Origin of the sequence: Alteriqipengyuania flavescens, assembly GCF_030406725.1 — a bacterium.
In the GTDB taxonomy this organism is placed as follows: Bacteria; Pseudomonadota; Alphaproteobacteria; order Sphingomonadales; family Sphingomonadaceae; genus Alteriqipengyuania_B; species Alteriqipengyuania_B flavescens.
This window is the reverse complement of record NZ_CP129107.1, coordinates 63,829-83,186: the sequence shown is the minus strand read 5'-3', so window position 1 is coordinate 83,186 and position 19,358 is coordinate 63,829. Positions and strand designations below refer to the sequence as shown.

At 65.8% G+C, this 19,358-nt stretch carries 20 protein-coding genes and 2 riboswitches; of the genes, 14 read left to right on the top strand and 6 right to left on the bottom strand.

All coding sequences use genetic code 11. From position 1 onward, the window contains the following. Positions 1 to 7 precede the first annotated feature (7 nt). A complete protein-coding gene (locus QQW98_RS00480; protein WP_290135603.1) occupies positions 8 to 1,432 on the bottom strand; it encodes a sigma-54-dependent transcriptional regulator in 1,425 nt (474 codons plus the stop codon). Positions 1,433 to 1,761: 329 nt separating this feature from the next. Between QQW98_RS00480 and QQW98_RS00475 the strand changes: the two genes are divergently transcribed. The 4 genes from QQW98_RS00475 to QQW98_RS00460 all read left to right on the top strand — a co-directional run bounded on the left by QQW98_RS00475 (position 1,762) and on the right by QQW98_RS00460 (position 5,103). Next, the gene (locus QQW98_RS00475) at positions 1,762 to 2,883 is read left to right on the top strand and encodes a Re/Si-specific NAD(P)(+) transhydrogenase subunit alpha (protein ID WP_290135602.1); all 1,122 of its coding nucleotides are present in this window, start codon (positions 1,762 to 1,764) and stop codon (positions 2,881 to 2,883) included. A 71-nt stretch (positions 2,884 to 2,954) separates the two neighbouring features. Next, positions 2,955 to 3,374 (top strand): endonuclease domain-containing protein, encoded by a 420-nt coding sequence (locus tag QQW98_RS00470; RefSeq protein ID WP_290135601.1) that lies wholly within the window; start codon positions 2,955 to 2,957, stop codon positions 3,372 to 3,374. Next, the gene (locus QQW98_RS00465; RefSeq protein ID WP_290135600.1) at positions 3,374 to 3,658 is read left to right on the top strand and encodes an NAD(P) transhydrogenase subunit alpha; all 285 of its coding nucleotides are present in this window, start codon (positions 3,374 to 3,376) and stop codon (positions 3,656 to 3,658) included. The genes QQW98_RS00470 and QQW98_RS00465 overlap by 1 nt, the downstream gene beginning before the upstream one ends. Then, positions 3,658 to 5,103, top strand: a complete 1,446-nt coding sequence (locus tag QQW98_RS00460) for an NAD(P)(+) transhydrogenase (Re/Si-specific) subunit beta (protein WP_290136806.1) — start codon at positions 3,658 to 3,660, stop codon at positions 5,101 to 5,103. Before QQW98_RS00465 ends, QQW98_RS00460 begins: the two co-directional genes overlap by 1 nt. On the opposite strand, the gene QQW98_RS13935 is transcribed toward QQW98_RS00460, so the two are convergent. Next, on the bottom strand, positions 5,104 to 5,295 hold the full coding sequence (locus QQW98_RS13935; protein ID WP_404800828.1) for a DUF2147 domain-containing protein: 192 nt from the start codon (positions 5,293 to 5,295) through the stop codon (positions 5,104 to 5,106). A gap of 309 nt (positions 5,296 to 5,604) precedes the next feature. Here QQW98_RS13935 and QQW98_RS00455 point away from each other — a divergent pair, with 309 nt between their 5' ends. The 8 genes from QQW98_RS00455 to gcvPB all read left to right on the top strand — a co-directional run bounded on the left by QQW98_RS00455 (position 5,605) and on the right by gcvPB (position 14,363). Continuing rightward, positions 5,605 to 6,333 carry an aspartate/glutamate racemase family protein gene (locus QQW98_RS00455; protein ID WP_290135599.1) on the top strand — a complete coding sequence of 243 codons (729 nt, stop codon included), beginning with the start codon at positions 5,605 to 5,607 and terminating at the stop codon, positions 6,331 to 6,333. Between the two features lie 140 nt (positions 6,334 to 6,473). Further along, the gene (locus tag QQW98_RS00450; RefSeq protein WP_290135598.1) at positions 6,474 to 7,553 is read left to right on the top strand and encodes a S8 family serine peptidase; all 1,080 of its coding nucleotides are present in this window, start codon (positions 6,474 to 6,476) and stop codon (positions 7,551 to 7,553) included. 145 nt (positions 7,554 to 7,698) lie between these two features. After that, a complete protein-coding gene (locus QQW98_RS00445; RefSeq protein ID WP_290135597.1) occupies positions 7,699 to 8,859 on the top strand; it encodes a deoxyguanosinetriphosphate triphosphohydrolase in 1,161 nt (386 codons plus the stop codon). After that, positions 8,852 to 9,562 (top strand): NAD-dependent epimerase/dehydratase family protein, encoded by a 711-nt coding sequence (locus tag QQW98_RS00440; RefSeq protein WP_290135596.1) that lies wholly within the window; start codon positions 8,852 to 8,854, stop codon positions 9,560 to 9,562. Before QQW98_RS00445 ends, QQW98_RS00440 begins: the two co-directional genes overlap by 8 nt. Before the next feature lie 53 nt (positions 9,563 to 9,615). Beyond that, positions 9,616 to 9,719, top strand: a riboswitch (glycine riboswitch). 1 nt (position 9,720) lies between these two features. After that, positions 9,721 to 9,815, top strand: a riboswitch (glycine riboswitch). A gap of 32 nt (positions 9,816 to 9,847) precedes the next feature. Then, complete coding sequence (gene gcvT / locus QQW98_RS00435) at positions 9,848 to 10,966, top strand: glycine cleavage system aminomethyltransferase GcvT (RefSeq protein ID WP_290135595.1); 1,119 nt, start codon at positions 9,848 to 9,850, stop codon at positions 10,964 to 10,966. A 10-nt stretch (positions 10,967 to 10,976) separates the two neighbouring features. Further along, entirely contained in the window at positions 10,977 to 11,348 is a 372-nt protein-coding gene (gene gcvH, locus QQW98_RS00430) for a glycine cleavage system protein GcvH (RefSeq protein WP_290135594.1), read from the top strand. Between the two features lie 22 nt (positions 11,349 to 11,370). Continuing rightward, on the top strand, positions 11,371 to 12,741 hold the full coding sequence (gene gcvPA, locus QQW98_RS00425; RefSeq protein WP_290135593.1) for an aminomethyl-transferring glycine dehydrogenase subunit GcvPA: 1,371 nt from the start codon (positions 11,371 to 11,373) through the stop codon (positions 12,739 to 12,741). After that, on the top strand, positions 12,738 to 14,363 hold the full coding sequence (gcvPB, locus tag QQW98_RS00420; protein WP_290135592.1) for an aminomethyl-transferring glycine dehydrogenase subunit GcvPB: 1,626 nt from the start codon (positions 12,738 to 12,740) through the stop codon (positions 14,361 to 14,363). Before gcvPA ends, gcvPB begins: the two co-directional genes overlap by 4 nt. 18 nt (positions 14,364 to 14,381) lie before the next feature. Here the strand turns inward: gcvPB and QQW98_RS00415 are convergent, their stop codons facing one another. Together QQW98_RS00415 and QQW98_RS00410 are read right to left on the bottom strand one after the other, a co-directional pair. After that, the gene (locus QQW98_RS00415) at positions 14,382 to 14,510 is read right to left on the bottom strand and encodes an entericidin A/B family lipoprotein (protein WP_290135591.1); all 129 of its coding nucleotides are present in this window, start codon (positions 14,508 to 14,510) and stop codon (positions 14,382 to 14,384) included. 73 nt (positions 14,511 to 14,583) lie between these two features. Then, on the bottom strand, positions 14,584 to 14,712 hold the full coding sequence (locus QQW98_RS00410; RefSeq protein WP_290135590.1) for an entericidin A/B family lipoprotein: 129 nt from the start codon (positions 14,710 to 14,712) through the stop codon (positions 14,584 to 14,586). Positions 14,713 to 14,833: 121 nt separating this feature from the next. Between QQW98_RS00410 and QQW98_RS00405 the strand changes: the two genes are divergently transcribed. After that, a complete protein-coding gene (locus tag QQW98_RS00405; protein WP_290135589.1) occupies positions 14,834 to 16,378 on the top strand; it encodes a long-chain-fatty-acid--CoA ligase in 1,545 nt (514 codons plus the stop codon). Here QQW98_RS00405 and QQW98_RS00400 read toward each other — a convergent pair. Next, complete coding sequence (locus QQW98_RS00400) at positions 16,371 to 17,279, bottom strand: DMT family transporter (RefSeq protein ID WP_290135588.1); 909 nt, start codon at positions 17,277 to 17,279, stop codon at positions 16,371 to 16,373. The two genes, QQW98_RS00405 and QQW98_RS00400, sit on opposite strands and share 8 nt — an antisense overlap. Here QQW98_RS00400 and QQW98_RS00395 point away from each other — a divergent pair. Next, on the top strand, positions 17,278 to 17,601 hold the full coding sequence (locus QQW98_RS00395; RefSeq protein ID WP_290135587.1) for a hypothetical protein: 324 nt from the start codon (positions 17,278 to 17,280) through the stop codon (positions 17,599 to 17,601). The genes QQW98_RS00400 and QQW98_RS00395 overlap by 2 nt on opposite strands. Here QQW98_RS00395 and QQW98_RS00390 read toward each other — a convergent pair. Further along, positions 17,598 to 19,121 (bottom strand): CpaF family protein, encoded by a 1,524-nt coding sequence (locus QQW98_RS00390; protein WP_290135586.1) that lies wholly within the window; start codon positions 19,119 to 19,121, stop codon positions 17,598 to 17,600. The two genes, QQW98_RS00395 and QQW98_RS00390, sit on opposite strands and share 4 nt — an antisense overlap. Positions 19,122 to 19,358: the final 237 nt, after the last annotated feature.

The window sequence follows — 19,358 nt, the reverse complement described above, 5'->3', positions numbered from 1 at the left end:
CGACCGGTCAGGCAGCGTTGTCGATGCCGAGATCGCTGAGCTTGCGGTAGAGCGTGGAGCGACCGATGCCGAGCCGCCGTGCCACTTCGGTCATTCGGCCACGGTAGTGACCGATCGCGAGGCGGATGACGTCGGCCTCGATCTCTTCCAGTGGGCGCAGATTGCCGTCCTCGGTGTAGAGCTGGATGCCGATGCCTTCGTGCGTCGGCGTGTCGTCGGCTGCCGGGGCGAGCTCGCCAATCAGCTCGAGGAGCTGGGGGAAGTCGTCCGCCGTCAGCGCGTCGCCATCGGCATAGACGGCGGCGCGGAAAAGGACGGATTGCAGCTGGCGCACGTTGCCGGGCCAGTCGTATGCAGACAGCAGCGCCAGCGCGCCGTCGGTGATGCCCAGTTCGCGCAGGCCCGGCTGTTCGCCGATGCGTTTGAGGAAGAAGCGGGTCAGCCGGCCGATGTCGCGCCCCCGGTCGCGCAGGGCGGGCAGGACGATGCGGGTCGCGGCGAGGCCGCTGCGCAAGTCCTCGCGGAAATCGCCCGCGGCCACCAGCTCGTCCAGCGGTGCGTTGGTGCAGGCGATCAGGCGCAGGTCGATCTTGAAGGCGTGGCGCGCGCCGATGGGGCGGACCTGGCCCTTGGCGATGGATTCGGCCAGGCGCTCCTGCACTTCAGGTGGCAGATGGTCGACCTCGTCCAGCACCAGCGTGCCGCCGTCGCATTGCTGCATTGCGCCTATCTGGCGGTCGAACGCGCCGGGAAACGCGCCTTTCTCGTGCCCGAACAACAGCGATTCGAGCGAAGCTGCGGGCATGCCGGCCACGTTGACCAGCCGCAGCGGCGCCTTTGAGCGCGGGCTGGCGGCGTGCATCGCGCGCACGATCATTTCCTTGCCCGTTCCCGTTTCGCCCTCCAGCAACACATGCCCGTGGCCGCGCGCCGCCTTTGCCGCCTGGGCGAGCGCGGTGCGGAATTCGGGCGAGGTGCCGATCATCGCGTCGAAATCGAGCGTCGCCTCCATCTTCTCGGTCAGAGGGGCGAGTTCGTCGGCAGGCGTTTCGCGGGTGGTGGCGCTGCGCAGCGCCAGCATCAGCCGGTCCGGGCTGACGGGCTTGATGAGGTAGTCGGTCGCGCCGGCGCGCATCGCCTCCACCGCCAGCACCGGACTGGCGCTGGTGGTCAGCATGAGCAGCGGCAGGGCGGGGCGGCGGCTCCTGAGTTCGCCGATCAGCGCGCAGGCATCGTCGCCGGGCACCCACTGGTCGAGGATGATCGCGGACAGCTGCATGCCCTCGCGCGTGCCGAGCGTGGCGATGGCGGTTTCGGAATCCTGCACCACGAGCGTGCGCCAGCCCTCCCGCGCGGCGAGCACGGAGATCAGCCGGCTCTGCGCCGGTTCGTCGTCGATCAGCATCAACAGGCGAGTGTCGCTGTCGCTCATGGCCCCGAAACCGTCCCCCTTTGGTACGGAAATGCGTGTAGCGGCGAGGGGTAAAGAGCGAATTAAGGCTGATGTCGTCTTCCCGTCTCCTTCCGGGTGCAGCCGCGGAATACCCACAGGGGCTTGAGCGGCGCGTTGCGGCGGACTAGGACACGGGGCCAACGACAACACATCCGAAGGAATGCCCATGTCCGGCAACGACATGAAAGCCGCCAAACACACCTACACGTCCTTCATCGGGCACCTGAAGTGGGCGGTGCCGCTGATCGCCGCCGTCACGGCCTTCGTGGTCATCCTGATCTCCTGATCGGGCATACGGGGGGCGCATTATGAAGATCGCGGTGTTGAAGGAGCGGGCTCCGGACGAACACCGGGTCGCGGCCACCCCCGAAACCGTCAAGAAATTCATCGCCCTCGGCGCCAACATGGCGGTCGAGAGCGGAGCCGGCGCGGGCGCGTCGATCCCCGACGATGCCTATGCGGAGGCGGGCGCCACCGTGGCCTCGCAGGCCGAGGCGGTAAAGGACGCGGACATCGTGTTCGGCGTCCGGGCGCCCGATGCGGCGCTGCTGGCACCGGCGAAGAAGGGCGCATGGCTCGCCGCTGTCCTCGACCCGTTCCGCCAGCGCGAGACTGTGGATGCCTATGCCGCCGCCGAGATCGAGGCGCTGGCCATGGATTTCATGCCGCGCATCACCCGCGCGCAGAGCATGGACGTGCTTTCCAGCCAGTCTAACCTTGCCGGCTACAAGGCGGTAATCGCCAGCGCCAACGCGTATGGCCGCGCCTTCCCGATGATGATGACCGCCGCAGGCACGGTGCAGGCCGCGCGCGTGTTCGTGATGGGCGTCGGCGTCGCGGGTCTGCAGGCGATCGCCACGGCCAAGCGGCTTGGCGCGCAGGTCTCCGCCACCGACGTGCGCAGCGCGACGAAGGAGCAGATCCAGTCGCTCGGCGCGAAACCGGTTTTCGTGGAGGAAGTCGAAGGCATCGAGGGCGAAGGCAGCGGCGGCTATGCCACCGAAATGAGCGAGGAATACCGCAAGGCCCAGGCAGAACTGGTCAGTTCGCACATCGCCAAGCAGGACATCGTCATCACCACCGCGCTGATCCCCGGCAAGCCCGCGCCGCGCCTGATCACCGATGCGCAGGTCGCCAGCATGAAGCCGGGCAGCGTGATCTTCGACCTCGCCATCGCCAACGGCGGCAACGTGGAAGGCGCCAAGGCCGACGAGACGGTGGAGCGCCACGGCGTCAAGATCATCGGCTTTTCCAATACCGCCGGCCACCTGGCTGCCGACGCAAGCGCGCTGTACGCCCGAAACCTCTACAACTTCCTCAGCGCGTTCTGGGACAAGGATGCCGGCCGACCCGTGCTGGACGAGGAAATCGGCGACGCGGTGCGGCTGACGAGAGACGGCAAGGTCGTGAACGAGAGGCTGGCGGGTTGAGCCACGGCACTTCTGGAAGCTCCCCCTTTGGGGGAGGTGGCAGCGCGAAGCGCTGACGGAGGGGGCGGGGCTTGGAAAACCATACCACGCAATCACTCACCTCGGCGCGCAGGCAGCGTCGGGAAATGTCCCTGCCCGAAGGTCTTTTGTGGCAAAAACTTCGCCAGCGTCCCCATGGCGTCAAGTTCCGCAACCATCATCCGATGGGTAGTTTGGTCGTCGATTTCTATTGTACGAGCAAGAAGCTTGCCATCGAGATCGATGGAATTTCGCATGATATGGGCGACAATCCGGCGCGCGACCGCAAGCGCGATGCCTGGCTGCTTTCGCAGGGCATCCATGTCGTTCGCATAGCTGCAAGCGAGGTGTTGCGCGATCCATTGGAAGTTGCCGACGGACTTGCGAAACTCTGCGCCGACCGGCCCCCTCCGTCAGCCGCTGGCGCGGCTGCCACCTCCCCCAAGGGGGGAGATTCTGGAGTTACTGCCTAATGGACTTCATTTCGATCCTGTCGATCTTCGTGCTGGCGTGCTTCGTCGGCTATTACGTGGTGTGGTCGGTCACGCCCGCGCTGCATACGCCGTTGATGGCGGTGACCAATGCGATCTCCTCGGTCATCATCGTGGGCGCGCTGATTGCGAGCGCCGAGGCGGGTAGTCCTGCGGCCAAGTGGCTCGGACTTGCCGGGGTCGTGCTGGCGAGCGTCAACATCTTCGGCGGCTTTGCGGTCACGGAGCGCATGCTGGCGATGTACAAGAAGAAGGAGAAGAAGTGATGCTCTCCTTCCTGGCAGGCGGTGCGGACGGCGCGCCGGTGAACCCGTGGGTCGCGCTCGCATACCTTGTCGCCGGCGTGTTCTTCATCCTTGCGCTGCGCGGCCTGTCCTCGCCTGCGACGAGCCGGACGGGCAACCGCTTCGGCATGGTGAGCATGCTGATCGCCGTGGTGACGACGCTGGTGACGCACGATGTCGCGAACATCGTCGAGATCGGCATTGCCATCCTGATCGGCGGCAGCATCGGTTTCATAATCGCCCGCCGTATCGCCATGACGGCGATGCCGGAACTGGTCGCCGGGTTCCACAGCCTCGTCGGGCTTGCCGCAGTGCTGGTGGGCTGGGCGGCCTATCTCAATCCGGCAGCGTTCGGCCTGCTGATGCCCAATGGCGGGATCGATCCCGTCAGCAAGGTCGAGATGGGCCTCGGTATCGCCATCGGCGCGATCACGTTTTCAGGTTCCGTCATCGCGTTCCTGAAACTGTCGGGCCGCATGAGCGGGTCGCCGATCCTGCTGCCGGGGCGGCACGTCATCAACCTCGGCACGCTCGCCGCAATTCTGGTGCTGGTCGCCATGTTCGCGCACACGATGGGCGCGGGCACGCTGCCGCTGATCGTGGCGCTGACTATGGCGGCCTTCGCCATCGGCTTCCTGCTGATCATCCCCATCGGCGGCGCGGACATGCCGGTCGTGGTTTCCATGCTGAATTCCTATTCCGGCTGGGCCGCGGCGGCGATGGGTTTCACGCTGGGCAACACGGCGATGATCATCACCGGCGCGCTGGTCGGCAGCTCGGGTGCGATCCTCAGCTACATCATGTGCCGCGCGATGAACCGCAGCTTCCTGTCGGTCATCGCCGGCGGCTTCGGCGCGGACGACAGCGTGGGCGGCAGCGGCGAGGCGAAGGAGCAGCGCCCCTACAAGCAGGGTAGCGCGGCCGACGCGGCCTTCATGCTGGAACAGGCGGAAAAGGTCATCATCATCCCCGGCTACGGCATGGCGGTGGCGCAGGCGCAGCACGCGCTGCGTGAAATGGCCGACATGCTGAAGGAGAAGGGCGTGGAGGTGAAATACGCCATTCACCCCGTCGCCGGCCGCATGCCGGGCCACATGAACGTGCTGCTGGCCGAAGCGCAGGTGCCCTATGACGAGGTGTTCGAGCTGGAGGACATCAACAGCGAATTCGCACAGGCCGACGTCGCCTTCATCATCGGCGCCAACGACGTGGTGAACCCGGCGGCCAAGACCGACAAGTCCAGCCCGATCTACGGCATGCCGGTGTTCGACGTGGACAAAGCGAAGCAGGTCTTCTTCATCAAGCGAAGCATGGGCGGCGTGGGCTACGCCGGCGTCGACAACGACGTGTTCTACATGGACCAGACCATGATGCTGCTGTCCGATGCCAAGAAGATGGTCGAGGAGATCGTCAAGTCGCTCGACTGATCAGTTGTAGCGCGGCCAGACCTGTGTTTTGCAGAACACCGCGACGCAGCCTTTCACTTCAAGCCGGTCGGCGGACAGCTTGCGGACTTTTGCCGTGAAATAGCGCCCGTCGGGCGGGCTGTAGCCTTTGCCCCGCCGGCAGGCTTTGCCAACAGGAAGCGGCTGATGCGGCCGCAATAGGCGGAACCGCACCGCGCGATGTGACTACCGCGCGCCCGTCTGCCGTCTTCCACTGCCCGTCGATGGCCGCAGGCGGGGCCGCAGCGGAGATCGGGGCGGGGGCGACCGCTGCATTCGCTGCAACCACGCAGGCCGTGGCGGCGATAATCTGGCGGATCATGGCAATACTCCGTTTGTTGGGACTTCTGCAGGAATAGACGGCTACGGGCGGTTATCGGTTGCAGGAAGTCCGGCCGGGCTGCCAGCTTTTCCTGACAGGGGAACGATGCAACCGGCCAGGCCTTTCTACGGCATGAGTTCAGAACGGGGGGAGTTTTTGTTTTGCGCAAGCTTGGTTTGATCGGGGGGATGAGCTGGGTTTCCACGCGCCGGTATTACGAACATCTGAACACGATCGTACAGCGCCGCGTCTCGCCGCGATCGAGCGCGCCGCTCCTGATCGAAAGCCTCGATTTCGACGGATTGTACCGCATTGCCGACGAGGATGGCTGGAAACGCGCAGCCGACACGCTGACCGCATCGGCGAAGCGGCTGGTCGGCGCGGGGGCCGAAGGGCTGATCGTCTGCGCCAATTCCATGCACCGCGTGTACCGCGAGCTGGAAGATGCGGTGGAGGTGCCCATCATCCACATCGCCGATTGCGTAGCCGCGCGCATGCAGGCCGACGGGGTCACGAACGCCGCGCTGATCGGCACGCGCAACGTCATGACCGAAGGGTTCTACCGCCGCCGCCTGATCGAGCGGGGCATTACCCTGCTTCCGCCCGACATGGACACTGTCGAGACCGTCGACCGCATCATCTACGAGGAGCTGATGCTCGGCAAGGCGACCAAGAATGCCGAGCGCACGCTCAAGAGCATCCTGACGATCAAGGAGAAGGACGGCGCATATGCGATCGTGCTGGCCTGTACCGAGCTTGAAATGATCGTCGACACCGATGCCAACGTCTTGCCGGTGTACGATTCGACACGGATCCACGCAGAGGCTGCGGCTGACTGGATGCTTGGCGATAGTGACCACGCGAAACTTTCGGAAAGCGCCGCGACTTAAGCTTACCCTATATCCCCCTGTTTTCGTGCCTCAGCCGAAATTTACCGTCAATTTGGGGTTCACAAAAGCGTAACACGCGTCATTGTGCCGGTCTCTGATTTTCCAAGGGACTGGGAGAATAGTTTATGAAGGGTCGTATGATGACCGCTGCATCGGCAGCGGCTTTCGCTGCATCTGCGTTCGCCTCGCCGGCAGCGGCAGCACAGAAGATCGACAACAGCTATATCTGCGTGTTCAAGGACAGCCGCGTGGCTCCGGGCCAGGCGCGTGCGGCAGCAGCTGCAGCAGCCAATGGCCGTGGCAACGTTGGCCATGTCTATTCCGCCACGATCCGCGGATTCAACTTCAAGGGCTCGGCACAGGCCGTCACCGCGATGCGCCGCGCGCGTCCGGAAATCGCCTATTGTGAGCAGGACCAGATCGCGACCATCGGCCAGCGTGGCAAGAAGGGCAAACCCGGCGGCGGCAGCACCCAGCCACAGGTCACCCCCTACGGCATCACCCGCGTGAATGGCGGTGCGGCAGGCTCCTATGGCACCGCGTGGATCATCGACAGCGGCGTGGATCTCGACCATCCCGACCTCAACGTTCTGGCGGGCATCAACTTCACCGGCGAGCGCAACGCCGACGACGGCAACGGCCACGGCACGCATGTTGCCGGGACGATTGCTGCCATCGACAACGACATCGGCGTGATCGGCGTTGCCCCCGGCGCCCCGGTCGTGGGTCTGAAGGCTCTGGGCCGTCGCGGTTCGGGTTCGTATTCGGACATCATCGCCGCGGTCGATTACGTGGGCGCCAACGGCAAGGCCGGCGACGTCTGCAACATGAGCCTCGGCGGCGGGGCCAGCTCCGCGCTCGACAACGCGATCATCGCCGCGTCCAGCCGCGTCGTCTTTTCGCTCGCCGCGGGTAACGAAAGCCAGGATTCGAACAACGTTTCCCCGGCTCGCGTGAATGGTGTGAACATCTTCACGATCAGCGCCATCGACATCAACGACCGCTTCGCCAGCTTCTCGAACTTCGGCTCGCCGGTGGATTATGCGGAGCCGGGCGTCTCCGTCGGTTCGACCTACAAGGACGGTGGCTACGCCACGCTGAGCGGTACTTCCATGGCCGCGCCGCACTTCGCCGGTCTGGTGCTGACGGGCTACCGCACCGACGGTCGCCGCGCCATCAACGACCCGGACGGCAACGCCGACCTGATCGCGCTGAGGTAAGACAAACGGGTTCCCGCTTGCGGGAGAGGGGGATGGGCCGTGCGGGCAACCGCGCGGCCCTTTCTCGTCAGGCGAGGGTTTCAAGCGGGTTTCCCGCTCTGTTCCCGTTGCCACGCCCGCCTGCGCTGACTAGCGCTGCAAGCCGATGACCCGCGCCCACTATGCCGCCGATCCTGCCGCCACGCGCGGCCGCCAATACCGGGCAGCGGGCGGCGAGACCCGCGGTCCGCGCAGCGAATTCCAGCGCGACCGCGACCGCATCGTCCATTCGATCGCCTTCCGTCGGCTGCGCGGCAAGACGCAGGTGTTCGTGGCGCCCGATGGTGATCATTACCGCGTCCGCCTGACCCACAGTATCGAGGTCGCCCAGGTCGGCCGCGTCATCGCGCGGGCCCTTGGCCTTGACGAGGACTTGACCGAGGCGCTGTGCCTCGCCCACGACATCGGCCACCCGCCGTTCGGCCATGCCGGCGAAGCGGCGCTGGAGGATGCCACCCGGCGCCATGGCGGCTTCGACCACAATGCGCAGACCCTGCGCATGCTGCACGTGCTCGAAAGCCCCTATTGCGACCATCCCGGCCTCAACCTGACTTGGGACACGCTGGAAGGCCTCGCCAAGCACAACGGCCCGGTCCACCAGCCGTCGTGGGCGCTGGAGGAAATCGACGCCGCCTTCCCGCTCGACCTTGCCAGCTGGCCGAGCGCGGAAGCGCAGGTCGCGGCCGTCGCCGACGACATCGCCTACGATAACCACGATATCGACGACGGCTTGCGCGCAGGCTTCCTCGAACTCGACGAGCTGCTCGCGCTCGATTTCGTAGCCGACCAGTGGCGGGCGGTCGAAAAACGCTTTCCCCATGCCGAGCAAGAGCGCCAGTTGCGCGAGCTCGTCCGTAGCCAGATCGGGCTAATGGTAAACGACGTGATCGAAACCGGGCGGGCGAACCTTGCCGGTATGGGTTCCGTCGGCGACGTTCGCGGGGCAGGGCGGCAGTGTGTCGGCTTCTCGCCCGGGCTGGCGCAGGAAGAAAGGTCGCTGAAGAAGTTCATGTACGACCGCCTCTATTACCACCCCGAGCAGCTGGAGACGGCGAAGAGAGCGCATGACGTGATCGCGCGGCTTTATGCCGCCTACGACCAGGATCCGCGCCGGATGCCGGGCGACTGGCAGCGCGCGATGCCGGACCGCGAGCCCAAGCGCAGCCGCCATATCGTCGATTACATCGCCGGGATGACCGACCGCTTCGCCATGCAGCAGGTCACCCAGATCTACGGCGCGCGGCCGGAGGGATTGTCCAATGTCTGAAGCCGCGAAACAAATGCGGGTGCTGGTGGTGGGGGCCACCGGCCTGATCGGAGGAGAGGCGATCGCGATCGGCGCGGCGGACCCGCGGGTCCGCATCCTCGGCCTCTCGCGGCGCGAGGCTACCCTGCCGCCGGGCACGCGGGCAGAAATGGTGGTGGCGGACCCGCAGGACTGGGCGCAGTCCATCAGGACGCTGAAGCCGCATGTAGTGATCAACGCGCTGGGCACGACCTGGCGCAAGTCCGGCAAGAGCGAGGAAGGCTTTCGCGCCGTCGACGTGGACTTGGTGCTCGAAGTTGCGCGCGCCGCGAAAAATGCGGGCGCGACCGATTTCATCCACGTCTCCTCGGTCGGCGCGGCGGCGAGCAGCAGCAATTTCTACCTGAAGACCAAGGGGGAGGCGGAAAAGGCGCTCACCGGCCTCAAGTTCCGCCGCCTCGATATCGTCCGGCCCGGCCTGCTGCGCGGTGCGCGGGGCGGGGACCGGCGGCTGAAGGAGCGCGCGGCGATCATCGCCAGCCCGCTGACCGACCTGTTTCTCCACGGCGGCGCGCGCAAGTTCCGCTCAATCCGGGGCAGCGAAGTGGCGACCGCGGCGATCGCCTTTGCACTGGAAAAGGCGGGCGGGCGCTTCATCCACGAGAACGACGGCCTGCACCTGGCCGCCAAACGCTATCGCCGGACGCTGGAATCCGCCGATTGACGGGGGCGCGGCGATTGACAGCCGCCGCTCGCAAATGCATCGCCATTCCATCGCTGAACCGCGCGGGAGAGCGTCCGATTCGTCGCCAGACGGGCCGGGCCGCCGAAGGAGCAACCGACCCCGGAATCTCTCAGGCATCAGGGACCGCGCGGGTTCGATAGCGATGCTCTGGAAAGTGCCTTGATGGCCACCGAAGGGGGAAGTGCGGCCCAGCCTGCGCGAAGCTCTCAGGTTATCCGACAGAGGGGGTCCGCCGGGCAATTCCGCCCGCTAAGGACCCGTATCTTGAGCGATTTCGAAACAGGCGAAGACACGGTCGAAACCGGCACCTTGCCGCTCGACGCATGGCACCGCGCGCAAGGCGCCCGGATGGTGGAATTCGCCGGCTACCACATGCCGATCCAGTACGAAGGGATCATCGCCGAACACCTCTGGACCCGCGAGAACGCCGGCCTGTTCGACGTGTCGCACATGGGCCAACTGACGGTCAGCGGCGCTGGCGCGGCAGAGGCGCTGGAAAAGCTGATGCCGGGCGATTTTTCGGCGCTGGGCGAAGGGCGCATGCGCTACTCCCTGCTGCTGGACGAAGACGGCGGTATCTTGGACGACCTGATGGTGACGAACACGGGCGAGCACCTGGCGCTGGTGGTCAACGGTGCCTGCAAGTGGGAAGATATCGGCTTCCTGCGCGAACATTTGCCCGACGACATCACGCTGACCCATCACGAGGACCAGGCGCTGGTCGCGCTGCAGGGTCCGAAGGCGGTCGATGCGCTGTCCCGCCTCGTGCCGATGGCCGCGGATCTCAAGTTCATGCAGTCGGGGCCTGCCGATTGGGACGGGGTGCCCCTCTACATCAGCCGCTCCGGCTATACGGGCGAAGACGGTTACGAGATATCGGTGCCCGCAGATGCGGCGGAGAAGTTCGCCGAAGCGCTTGTCGCGATGGACGAGGTCAAGCCCATCGGACTGGGCGCGCGCGACAGCCTGCGGCTGGAAGCGGGGCTGCCGCTATACGGCCACGACCTGACCACGGCTAGCGACCCGGTCACCAGCGGCCTGACCTTCGCGATTTCGAAGCGCCGGCGCACCGAGGGCGGCTTCTACGGCGCGGAGCGCATCCTCGACCTGCTCGCGAATGGCGGGCCGACCAGGCGCGTCGGCCTTGCACTCGAAGGCCGCATGGCAGCGCGCGAAGGCGCCAGGGTCTTCGCGGGCGAGCGCGAAATCGGCACCGTCACCAGCGGCGGTTTCTCGCCCACCCTCGAACACCCGATCGCCATGGCGCAGGTCGATGCGGCGCATTCCGAGACCGGTACCGCGCTTGAAGTGGAGCAGCGCGGCAAGCGCCTGCCCGCGACCGTCGTCAAAATGCCCTTCGTACCCCCAAAATACGTCCGCTGAGGAGCACGCAATGACCCGTTACTTCACCGATGAACACGAATGGATCGACGTCGATGGCGATGTCGGCACGGTCGGCATCACCGACTACGCACAGAGCCAGCTGGGCGACATCACTTTCGTCGAGCTTCCGGGCGCGGGCGACCAGCTGAAGAAAGGCGACGCGCCTTGCGTGGTCGAAAGCGTCAAGGCGGCGAGCGATGTCTACGCCCCGATCAGCGGCGAAGTGACCGAAGCCAACGCCGCGTTGGAAGACGAGCCGGAACTGGTCAACTCCGCCCCTGAAAGCGACGGCTGGCTGTTCAAGGTCAAAATGTCCGACGCGTCCGAACTCGACGGGATGATGGACGAGGCGAAGTACAAGGACTTCGTCAGCTCTCTCTAACCCGCAATTGCCGGAACCTGACATGCGATATCTTCCCCTGACCGCCGAAAACCGCGCCGAAATGCTCGGTGTGATCGGTGCCGATACGGTCGACGACCTGTTCACCGACGTGCCCGAGGCCGCGCGGCTGAAAGGTCCGATCGAGGGCCTGCCCCTGCACGCGAGCGAGCTTGCGGTGGAACGGCACATGACGCGGTTGGCGGCGAAGAACCTGTCGGCAGGGGCCGCGCCCTTCTTCCTCGGCGCCGGGGCTTATCGCCACCACGTCCCGGCCAGCGTCGACCACCTGATCCAGCGCGGCGAGTTCCTGACGGCCTACACGCCGTACCAGCCGGAAATCGCGCAGGGTACGCTGCAGGTGCTCTTCGAATTCCAGACGCAGGTCGCGCGGCTGTTCGGCACCGATATCGCCAACGCCTCGCTCTACGACGGCTCGACCGCGTGCTGGGAAGCGATCGCGATGGCGGGGCGGATTACGCGGCGCAAGAAAGCGGTGCTGTCGGGCGCTTTGCACCCGCATTACGTCGCGACGATCAAGACCATGGCGAAGTTCACCGGCGACGAGATTGCCGATGCGCAGCCTACCGTGGCGCCCGAACCCGACGAGGCAGGGCTGATCGGCCGGATCGACGACGCGACCGCTGCCGTGGTGGTGCAATATCCCGATATCCTCGGCCGGATCGGCAACCTCCAGACCATCGCCGAAGCCGCGCACGCGAAGGGCGCGCTGCTGATCGCGGTGGTGACGGAGCCCGTGGCGCTCGGCCTGATCGAGGCGCCGGGCAAGCTGGGCGCCGACATCGTGGTGGGCGAGGGGCAGTCGCTCGGCGTCGGCCTGAACTTCGGCGGGCCCTATCTCGGCCTGTTCGGTTGCCGCGAGAAATTCGTCCGCCAGATGCCGGGAAGGCTCTGTGGAGAAACTGTGGATGCGCAGGGGAAGCGCAGCTTCGTGCTGACGCTCTCGACCCGCGAGCAGCATATCCGCCGTGAAAAAGCGACGAGCAATATCTGCACGAACTCAGGGCTTTGTGCGCTGGCCTTCAGCATTCACATGACCTTGCTCGGCGGAACGGGTCTCGCCAGACTGGCGAAGACCAACCACTTGCGCGCGCGGCAATTGGCGGATCGCCTGTCGGGTATCCCCGGCATTGCATTGGTCAACAGCACATATTTCAACGAATTCTGTGTTAAGCTGCCGACCGACGCGCGCGAGGTCGTGCGGGCGCTGGCGGATCGCGGGATCCTGGGCGGGGTGTCGCTCGGCCGGCTCTATCCGGATTACGAGGCGATCCACGGCGGGCTGCTCGTGACCGCCACCGAAACGACGACCACCGAAGATATCGAGGCGCTGGCCGGCGCGCTCGAGGATATCCTTGCGGGAGAGGCAGCATGAACGCCGTGAACCCCTCGGGCTGGCGCCCGGCTGCTCCCGCCCGCGCCGCCGACGCCCCGGAAAGCCCGACCGCCACCGGCGACCGCGGGCTGATGCTGGAAGAAAAGCTGATCTTCGAACTCGGCGGCTGGGACCAGACCGGCGTCGATATCGAGGATGTGGAAGGCGAGGTGCTCGGCAGCCTGTCGGGCCACCTGCGCGCCGAAAAGCCGGCGCTGCCGGGCCTCAGCGAGCCGGAAACGGTACGCCATTACACGCGCCTCAGTCGGCAGAACTATGCCATCGACCTCGGCCCGTTCCCGCTGGGCAGTTGCACGATGAAGCACAACCCGCGGCTCAACGAGAAGATCGCGCGCCTGCCGGGCTTTGCCGACATCCACCCGCTGCAGCCGACGGGCACGGTGCAGGGTGCGCTGGAGTGCATCAACGAGCTGGCATTCTGGCTGATGGACCTGACCGGCATGCACGGCGTCGCGATGAGCCCGAAGGCCGGCGCCCATGGCGAGCTGTGCGGCATATTGTGCATCCGCGCCGCGCTGGAAGCCCGCGGCGACTCGCGCGAGGTGGTGCTGGTGCCGGAAAGCGCGCACGGCACCAATCCCGCCACCGCCGCCTTCGCCAACTACCGCGTCGAGGCGATTCCGGCGACCAAGGATGGCCGCGTCGACCTGGCCGCGCTGAAGGACCGGCTCGGCCCAGATGTCGCCGCGGTGATGATCACCAACCCCAACACCTGCGGCTTGTTCGAGCCGGACATGAAGGCGATTTCCGATGCGGTCCACGAAGCCGGCGGCTTCGTCTATTGCGACGGCGCGAACTTCAACGCCATCGTCGGCAAGGTTCGCCCCGGCGACCTTGGCATCGATGCGATGCACATCAACCTGCACAAGACGTTCTCCACCCCGCATGGCGGCGGCGGACCGGGTTCGGGCCCGGTGGTGCTGTCCGAGGCGCTTAGCCCGTTCGGCCCACTACCCTACACCGCGCGGACGAACGACGGCGTGGTCCACCTGGTCGAGGAAGAGCAGGCCGACGCGTTCTCCGAAGAACATTTCGGCGGCGTCATGCGCAGCTTCGGCCGCATGGCGGCGTTCCACGGGCAGATGGGCATGTTCACCCGCGCGCTGACCTACATGCTCAGCCACGGTGCGGACGGGCTTGCCCGCGTGGCGGAAGACAGCGTGCTCAACGCCAATTACATCCTGCGCAGCCTCGAAGACCTGCTCGATGCGCCCTATGCGCACAGCGGCCCGTGCATGCACGAGGCGCTGTTCAGCGATGCGGGACTGGCGGAAGGTTTCTCGACGCTGGATATCGCCAAGGGACTGATCGACGAGGGGTTCCACCCGATGACGGTCTATTTCCCGCTGGTGGTGCACGGCGCGATGCTGGTCGAGCCGACCGAGACCGAAAGCAAGGACGGGCTCGACCGTTTGATCGTGGCGCTGCGCAGCGTGGCGGAGCGGGCGAAAGCGGGCGACGAGGCGCTGCATTCCGCGCCGCATTTCACGCCGCGTCGCCGGGTCGACGAAACGCAGGCAGCCCGCAAGCCGGTGTTGGTCTGGAATGGCGACCCCGCGCCGTCCGGCCAGCCGGTGCCGAGCGAGATTGGCGGGCGATAGGCGAGGGCTGGCGCGCGGTCAGTCGATCGCGCGCTCGCCGGCCCTGCCGACCGACTGGATATCCTCTCCAAGGCCTTTCACCGTATTACAGGCTGAGGCAGTGAATGCGAGGCCGGTCGCGGCCATGACGAGGACGAATCTACGCATTGGAAACTCCAAAAACAAAGGCCCGCGCCTTTAACCGGCGCGGGCCTTGATTTTCGCTGAATGATCGCGGCGATCAGTCGATGACTTCTTCGCCGGCCTCACCCACGGATTCCACGTCCTGGCCGAGGCCCTTGACCGTGTTGCAGGCGCTCGCGGTCAGCGCGAGGCCGGTGGCGGCGACGATGATTACGAATTTGCGCATGGTATTCTCCCTTGCACGACCGGCACATCGCCGACCCTCATGATCCCACCAAACGCTTGTTCCATCGCTAAAGTTCCTGTTTGAATGTCTCGAGACCCGCAAACGGGCGTGGAGAGGTGCGATGGACGAGATACTGAGCTTCGATGCATTCCTGCGGCACTGGGCCAAGGAGAAGCCCGACGCGGTCGCGCTGGAGCAGGACGGCCGCACGCAAAGCTGGCGCGAGTTGGAGGACAACACTGCCCGGGTTGCGGCGATGCTGGTGGAGCGGGGCCTCGCAAAAGGCGACCGGATCGCCTGGCTCGGCAAGAATTCCGATCTCTACTTCACCCTGTTCTACGGCGCGGCGCGCCTCGGCGTCGTGATGGCACCAGTGGGCTGGCGGCTCGCGCCTGCCGAGGTGCGCTACATCTTGGAAGACACCGGCGCGAAACTGCTCTTCACCTGCGAGGATTGCAGCGGCGCGGCGGAAAAGGCGGTCGAGGGAATTGCTGAGGCGCCCGCTATCATTTCGCCCGGCGAGGCATGGCAGGCAATCGGCGAAGCCGGCCGCACCGATTTCGTCGCGGCCGGCCCGGACGATGCGGTCCTGCAGCTCTACACCTCCGGCACCACCGGCAAGCCGAAAGGCGCGGTGCTTTCCAACCGCAACCTCTTCAGCCTGCGCCTGCCGGGCGAGGAGGCGGGGGTGCCGTGGGCGATCTGGGAGGAGGACGAGGCGATCCTCGTCTGCATGCCTTGCGCGCATATCGGCGGCACCGGGCTCGGCGTTATGGCGATGAGCGCGGGCAAGCGGGCGCTTGTGCAGTCGGAATTCAATCCGGATTGGGTGCTCGACAGTTTCGCGCAAGGCATCACCCGCCTGTTCATCGTGCCCGCCGCGTTGCAGATGGTCGTCCAGCATCCGCGCGCAAAAGAGACCGACTTTTCCGCCGTGCGCTTCGTCATGTACGGTGCCGCGCCGATCCCGCTCGAACTGCTGCGCGAGGCGGTGCGGACCATCCCCAATGCAGGCTTCGTTCAGGTCTACGGAATGACCGAGACGACCGGCACGATCAGCGCCTTGCCGCCGGAGGATCATACGCTGGAAGGCAACCAGCGCATGCGCAGCGCGGGCAAGGCCGTGCCCGGCGCGGCGATGATGATCGTCGGCGAGGACGGCGCGGAATTACCGAGCGGTGAAATCGGCGAATTGCTGATCAAGTCGCCTAGCAACATGCTGGAATATTGGGGCAAACCCGATGCGACCGCGGAGGCGCTGAAAGGCGGCTGGATGCACACCGGCGATGCCGCCTACATGGACGATGACGGCTACGTCTATATCCAGGACCGCATCAAGGACATGATCATTTCGGGCGGGGAGAACGTCTACCCCGCCGAGGTGGAAAGCGCGATCTACGGCCACCCGGCCATCGCCGAAGTCGCCGTGATCGGGGTGCCGGACGAGAAGTGGGGCGAGGCGGTCAAGGCCTGCGTCGTGTGCAAGCCCGGGCACGAGCTGACCGAAGCGGACGTGATCGCCTATGCCCGCGAGCAGGTGGCAGCCTACAAGGTGCCGAAATCGGTCGACCTGATCGCAGAAATGCCGCGCAACCCCTCAGGCAAGATCCTCCGCCGCGAATTGCGCGCACCCTATTGGGAAGGGCGCGACCGGCAGGTCAACTGACCGGTTCGGTAGCCTTCCGGCGAGCGATCTGCCGTTCGCGGTAGAAGATCACGAGGCCGGCGAGGATGATCAGCGGCGCGCCGATCCACAGGGTGGAAGGCGGCACGCGGCCGAAGATGGCAAAACCGTAAATCGTCGCCCAGATCAGCGACGTGTAATCCATCACGATGATCGTCGCCGCGCTGCCGAAGCGCAGCGAGCTCGTCAGCAACACCTGCGCCAGCGCGCCGCACAGCGCCATGGCGAGGATGATGCCCCACGTGGCGGGATCGTGCGCCGTCGCCACGAAGGGCAGGGCGAGCGCGGCGATGGGCGCGGTCAGCGCGGTGAACCAGAAAATGATGCTCCACGGGCTTTCCGTGGTGTTGAGGTCCTGGATCTGTAGCGAAATCAGGGCGACGAACAGCGCGGCAATCAGGCCGATGGCGGCGCCGAACGGGTCGATCGCACCGCTGCCGCCCGGCTGCAGCACGATGAGCACGCCGGCAAAGCCGATCGCCACGGCGGCCCAGCGATAGAGGCCGATCCGCTCGCGAAACAGCACCAGCGACAGCAGCACGGCGAACATGGGTGTGGTGAAGCTGATTGTAGTCGCCTCCGCCAGCGGGAGCAGGATGACGGCGCCGTAGACGAAGAACATGCCGACGAGGCCGAGCAGGGCTCGCCGGGCGTGGGCACCGAACCGATTTGTGCGCACGGTGGCGAATCGTCCCGCCAGCAGCAGCCCGCCGCCGACCAGCGCGACCGTGATGGCCTGTCGCCAGAAGATGAGCTCCGCCAGATGCGCGCCGCGCTGCTGCGCCAGCTTCACCAGCATGGACATTGTCGCCAGGCTCAACGCCGTGGCAAGGCGCAGGAAGAGCGCCAGCATCGGTCGGGGGCGGGCGATCGATCCGTCCATGGCGACCGCCTTAGGGCAGGCGGGGGCAGGCGCAAGCCTGCGCATGCCCATTGCCGCTCGGGCCGCGTGCCACCATATGGCCGGCGCGATGCAGGCCGTGACCGATCATTTCCGCTTTGCGAGCGATGCCGAAGAGATCGCGTGGCTGGCGCTCGCCTGCCTGCTGCTCGCCATCCTTGCGCTGGTCGCGGATCGCCGCCGCCTGAAGCGCAAGCGCATCGACAGCGTCGGCTGGATGCCGTGGAACGCGATTTTCTTTGCCGCCGCCTTTGCCGCCGCCGGGCTGGGTGCCGCGGCGGCGAAAGGCTTGCTCGCGCCCTAGAGGCAGGCTTCCAGGAACGCCTGGTCGAAACCGTACTGGCGGGCCTTTTCCAGCGTGTAGGGACGCAGGCCAGACGAGCGGTATTCGCCGACGATCTTGCCGTCGTCGCCTTCGTCCAGATATTCGAACTTGAACAGTTCCTGCGTCACGATCACTTCGCCTTCCATCCCGATCACCTCGGTGATGTTGGTCGTGCGGCGCGAACCGTCGCGAAGGCGCTTCACCTGCACGATCAGGTCGACAGATTCGGCGATCTGGCGCGAAATGGCTTCCTTAGGGATCTTGATGTCGCCCATCAGGATCATGTTCTCCATGCGGCCGAGGCACTCGCGCGGGCTGTTGGCGTGGAGCGTGCACATCGAACCGTCGTGGCCCGTGTTCATGGCGGCGAGCAGATCGAAACACTCGGCGCCGCGAATTTCGCCCAGGATGATGCGGTCAGGGCGCATACGCAGGGCGTTCTTCACGAGGTCGCCAATGGTGATCGCGCCCTGGCCTTCAAGGTTCGGCGGACGGGTTTCCAGCGGCAGCCAGTGCGGCTGTTGCAGGCGGAGTTCGGCGGCGTCTTCGATGGTCAGCACGCGCTCGCCCGGGTCGATCATCTTCGACAGGGCGTTGAGCATGGTCGTCTTGCCCGAGCCCGTACCGCCGGAAATGACGATGTTCATCCGGCTGGCGCCCGCAATCTTCAGCGCGGTCGCCATCTTCTCGCTCATCGAGCCGAAGCCCTTGAGCATGTCGATCGTGATCGGCTTTTCGGAAAACTTACGGATCGAAATCGCCGTGCCCTTCAGCGACAGTGGCGGGACGATCACGTTGACGCGGCTGCCGTCCTTCAGGCGGGCGTCGGCCAGAGGCGTGGTCTGGTCGACGCGGCGGCCGACCTGGTTCACGATGCGCTGCGCGATCTGGAACAGGTGGTTCTCGTCGCGGAAGCGGATCGGGGCGATCTGCAGCTTGCCCTTCTTTTCGATGTAGGTCTGGTCCGGTCCGTTGACCATGATGTCCGACACGTCGGGATCGTTCAGCAGCTCTTCGAGCGGGCCGAAGCCGAGCAGCTCGTCGATCAGCACCTTTTCCAGCGCGAACTGTTCGCGCCGGTTCAGCGTGACCTTCAGTTCCGCCAGCACTTCCATGATGATCGGGCGGAATTCTTCCGACAGCTCGTCCTTCGTCAGCGTGGCCGCCGCTTCGGGATCGACGCGTTCGAGCAGGCGCGGAAGCACCTGTTCCTTGATCTTGTGGACGCTGGCTTCGAAGCCGCCGATTTCCTGCTGTTCGTGAATGGCGTTGGCGCGGTCGGCCAGACGCGTCATCGCGTCGGCCTGGTCCGCCTTGCCGCCGCTGGACGGCGCCGCTTCGCCTTCACCGGGCAGGGGAGGGAATTGCTCGCCACCGGGGGGCGGGACGGAATCGCCGCGATCGGGGATGCCGCCCTTCATGGGCTTGGCGACACCGAAGCTCGGCCGGGACCCGGCACCCAAGCCGCTCGCTCCACCCTTGCGTCCAAATGCGCTCATCGTTCCCTGTCTCCCCGGCCGGATACGACCCGTGACGCCCGACGGTCATGGCCGGGCCCTGTTACGTCGGCTGTGGTAGGCAGGAATGGTAAACAAACCGGAAATCGCCTTGGAAACGCGCATTTACGATTTACCGGGGGTTTTACGCCGCGTTAACCACGCCCCGCCTAGGAAACGGCTGTATCTGCGGTGCGCGCGCGAGCGGGCATGCGCGAGCACGGGAAAGGGGCGGCTGCG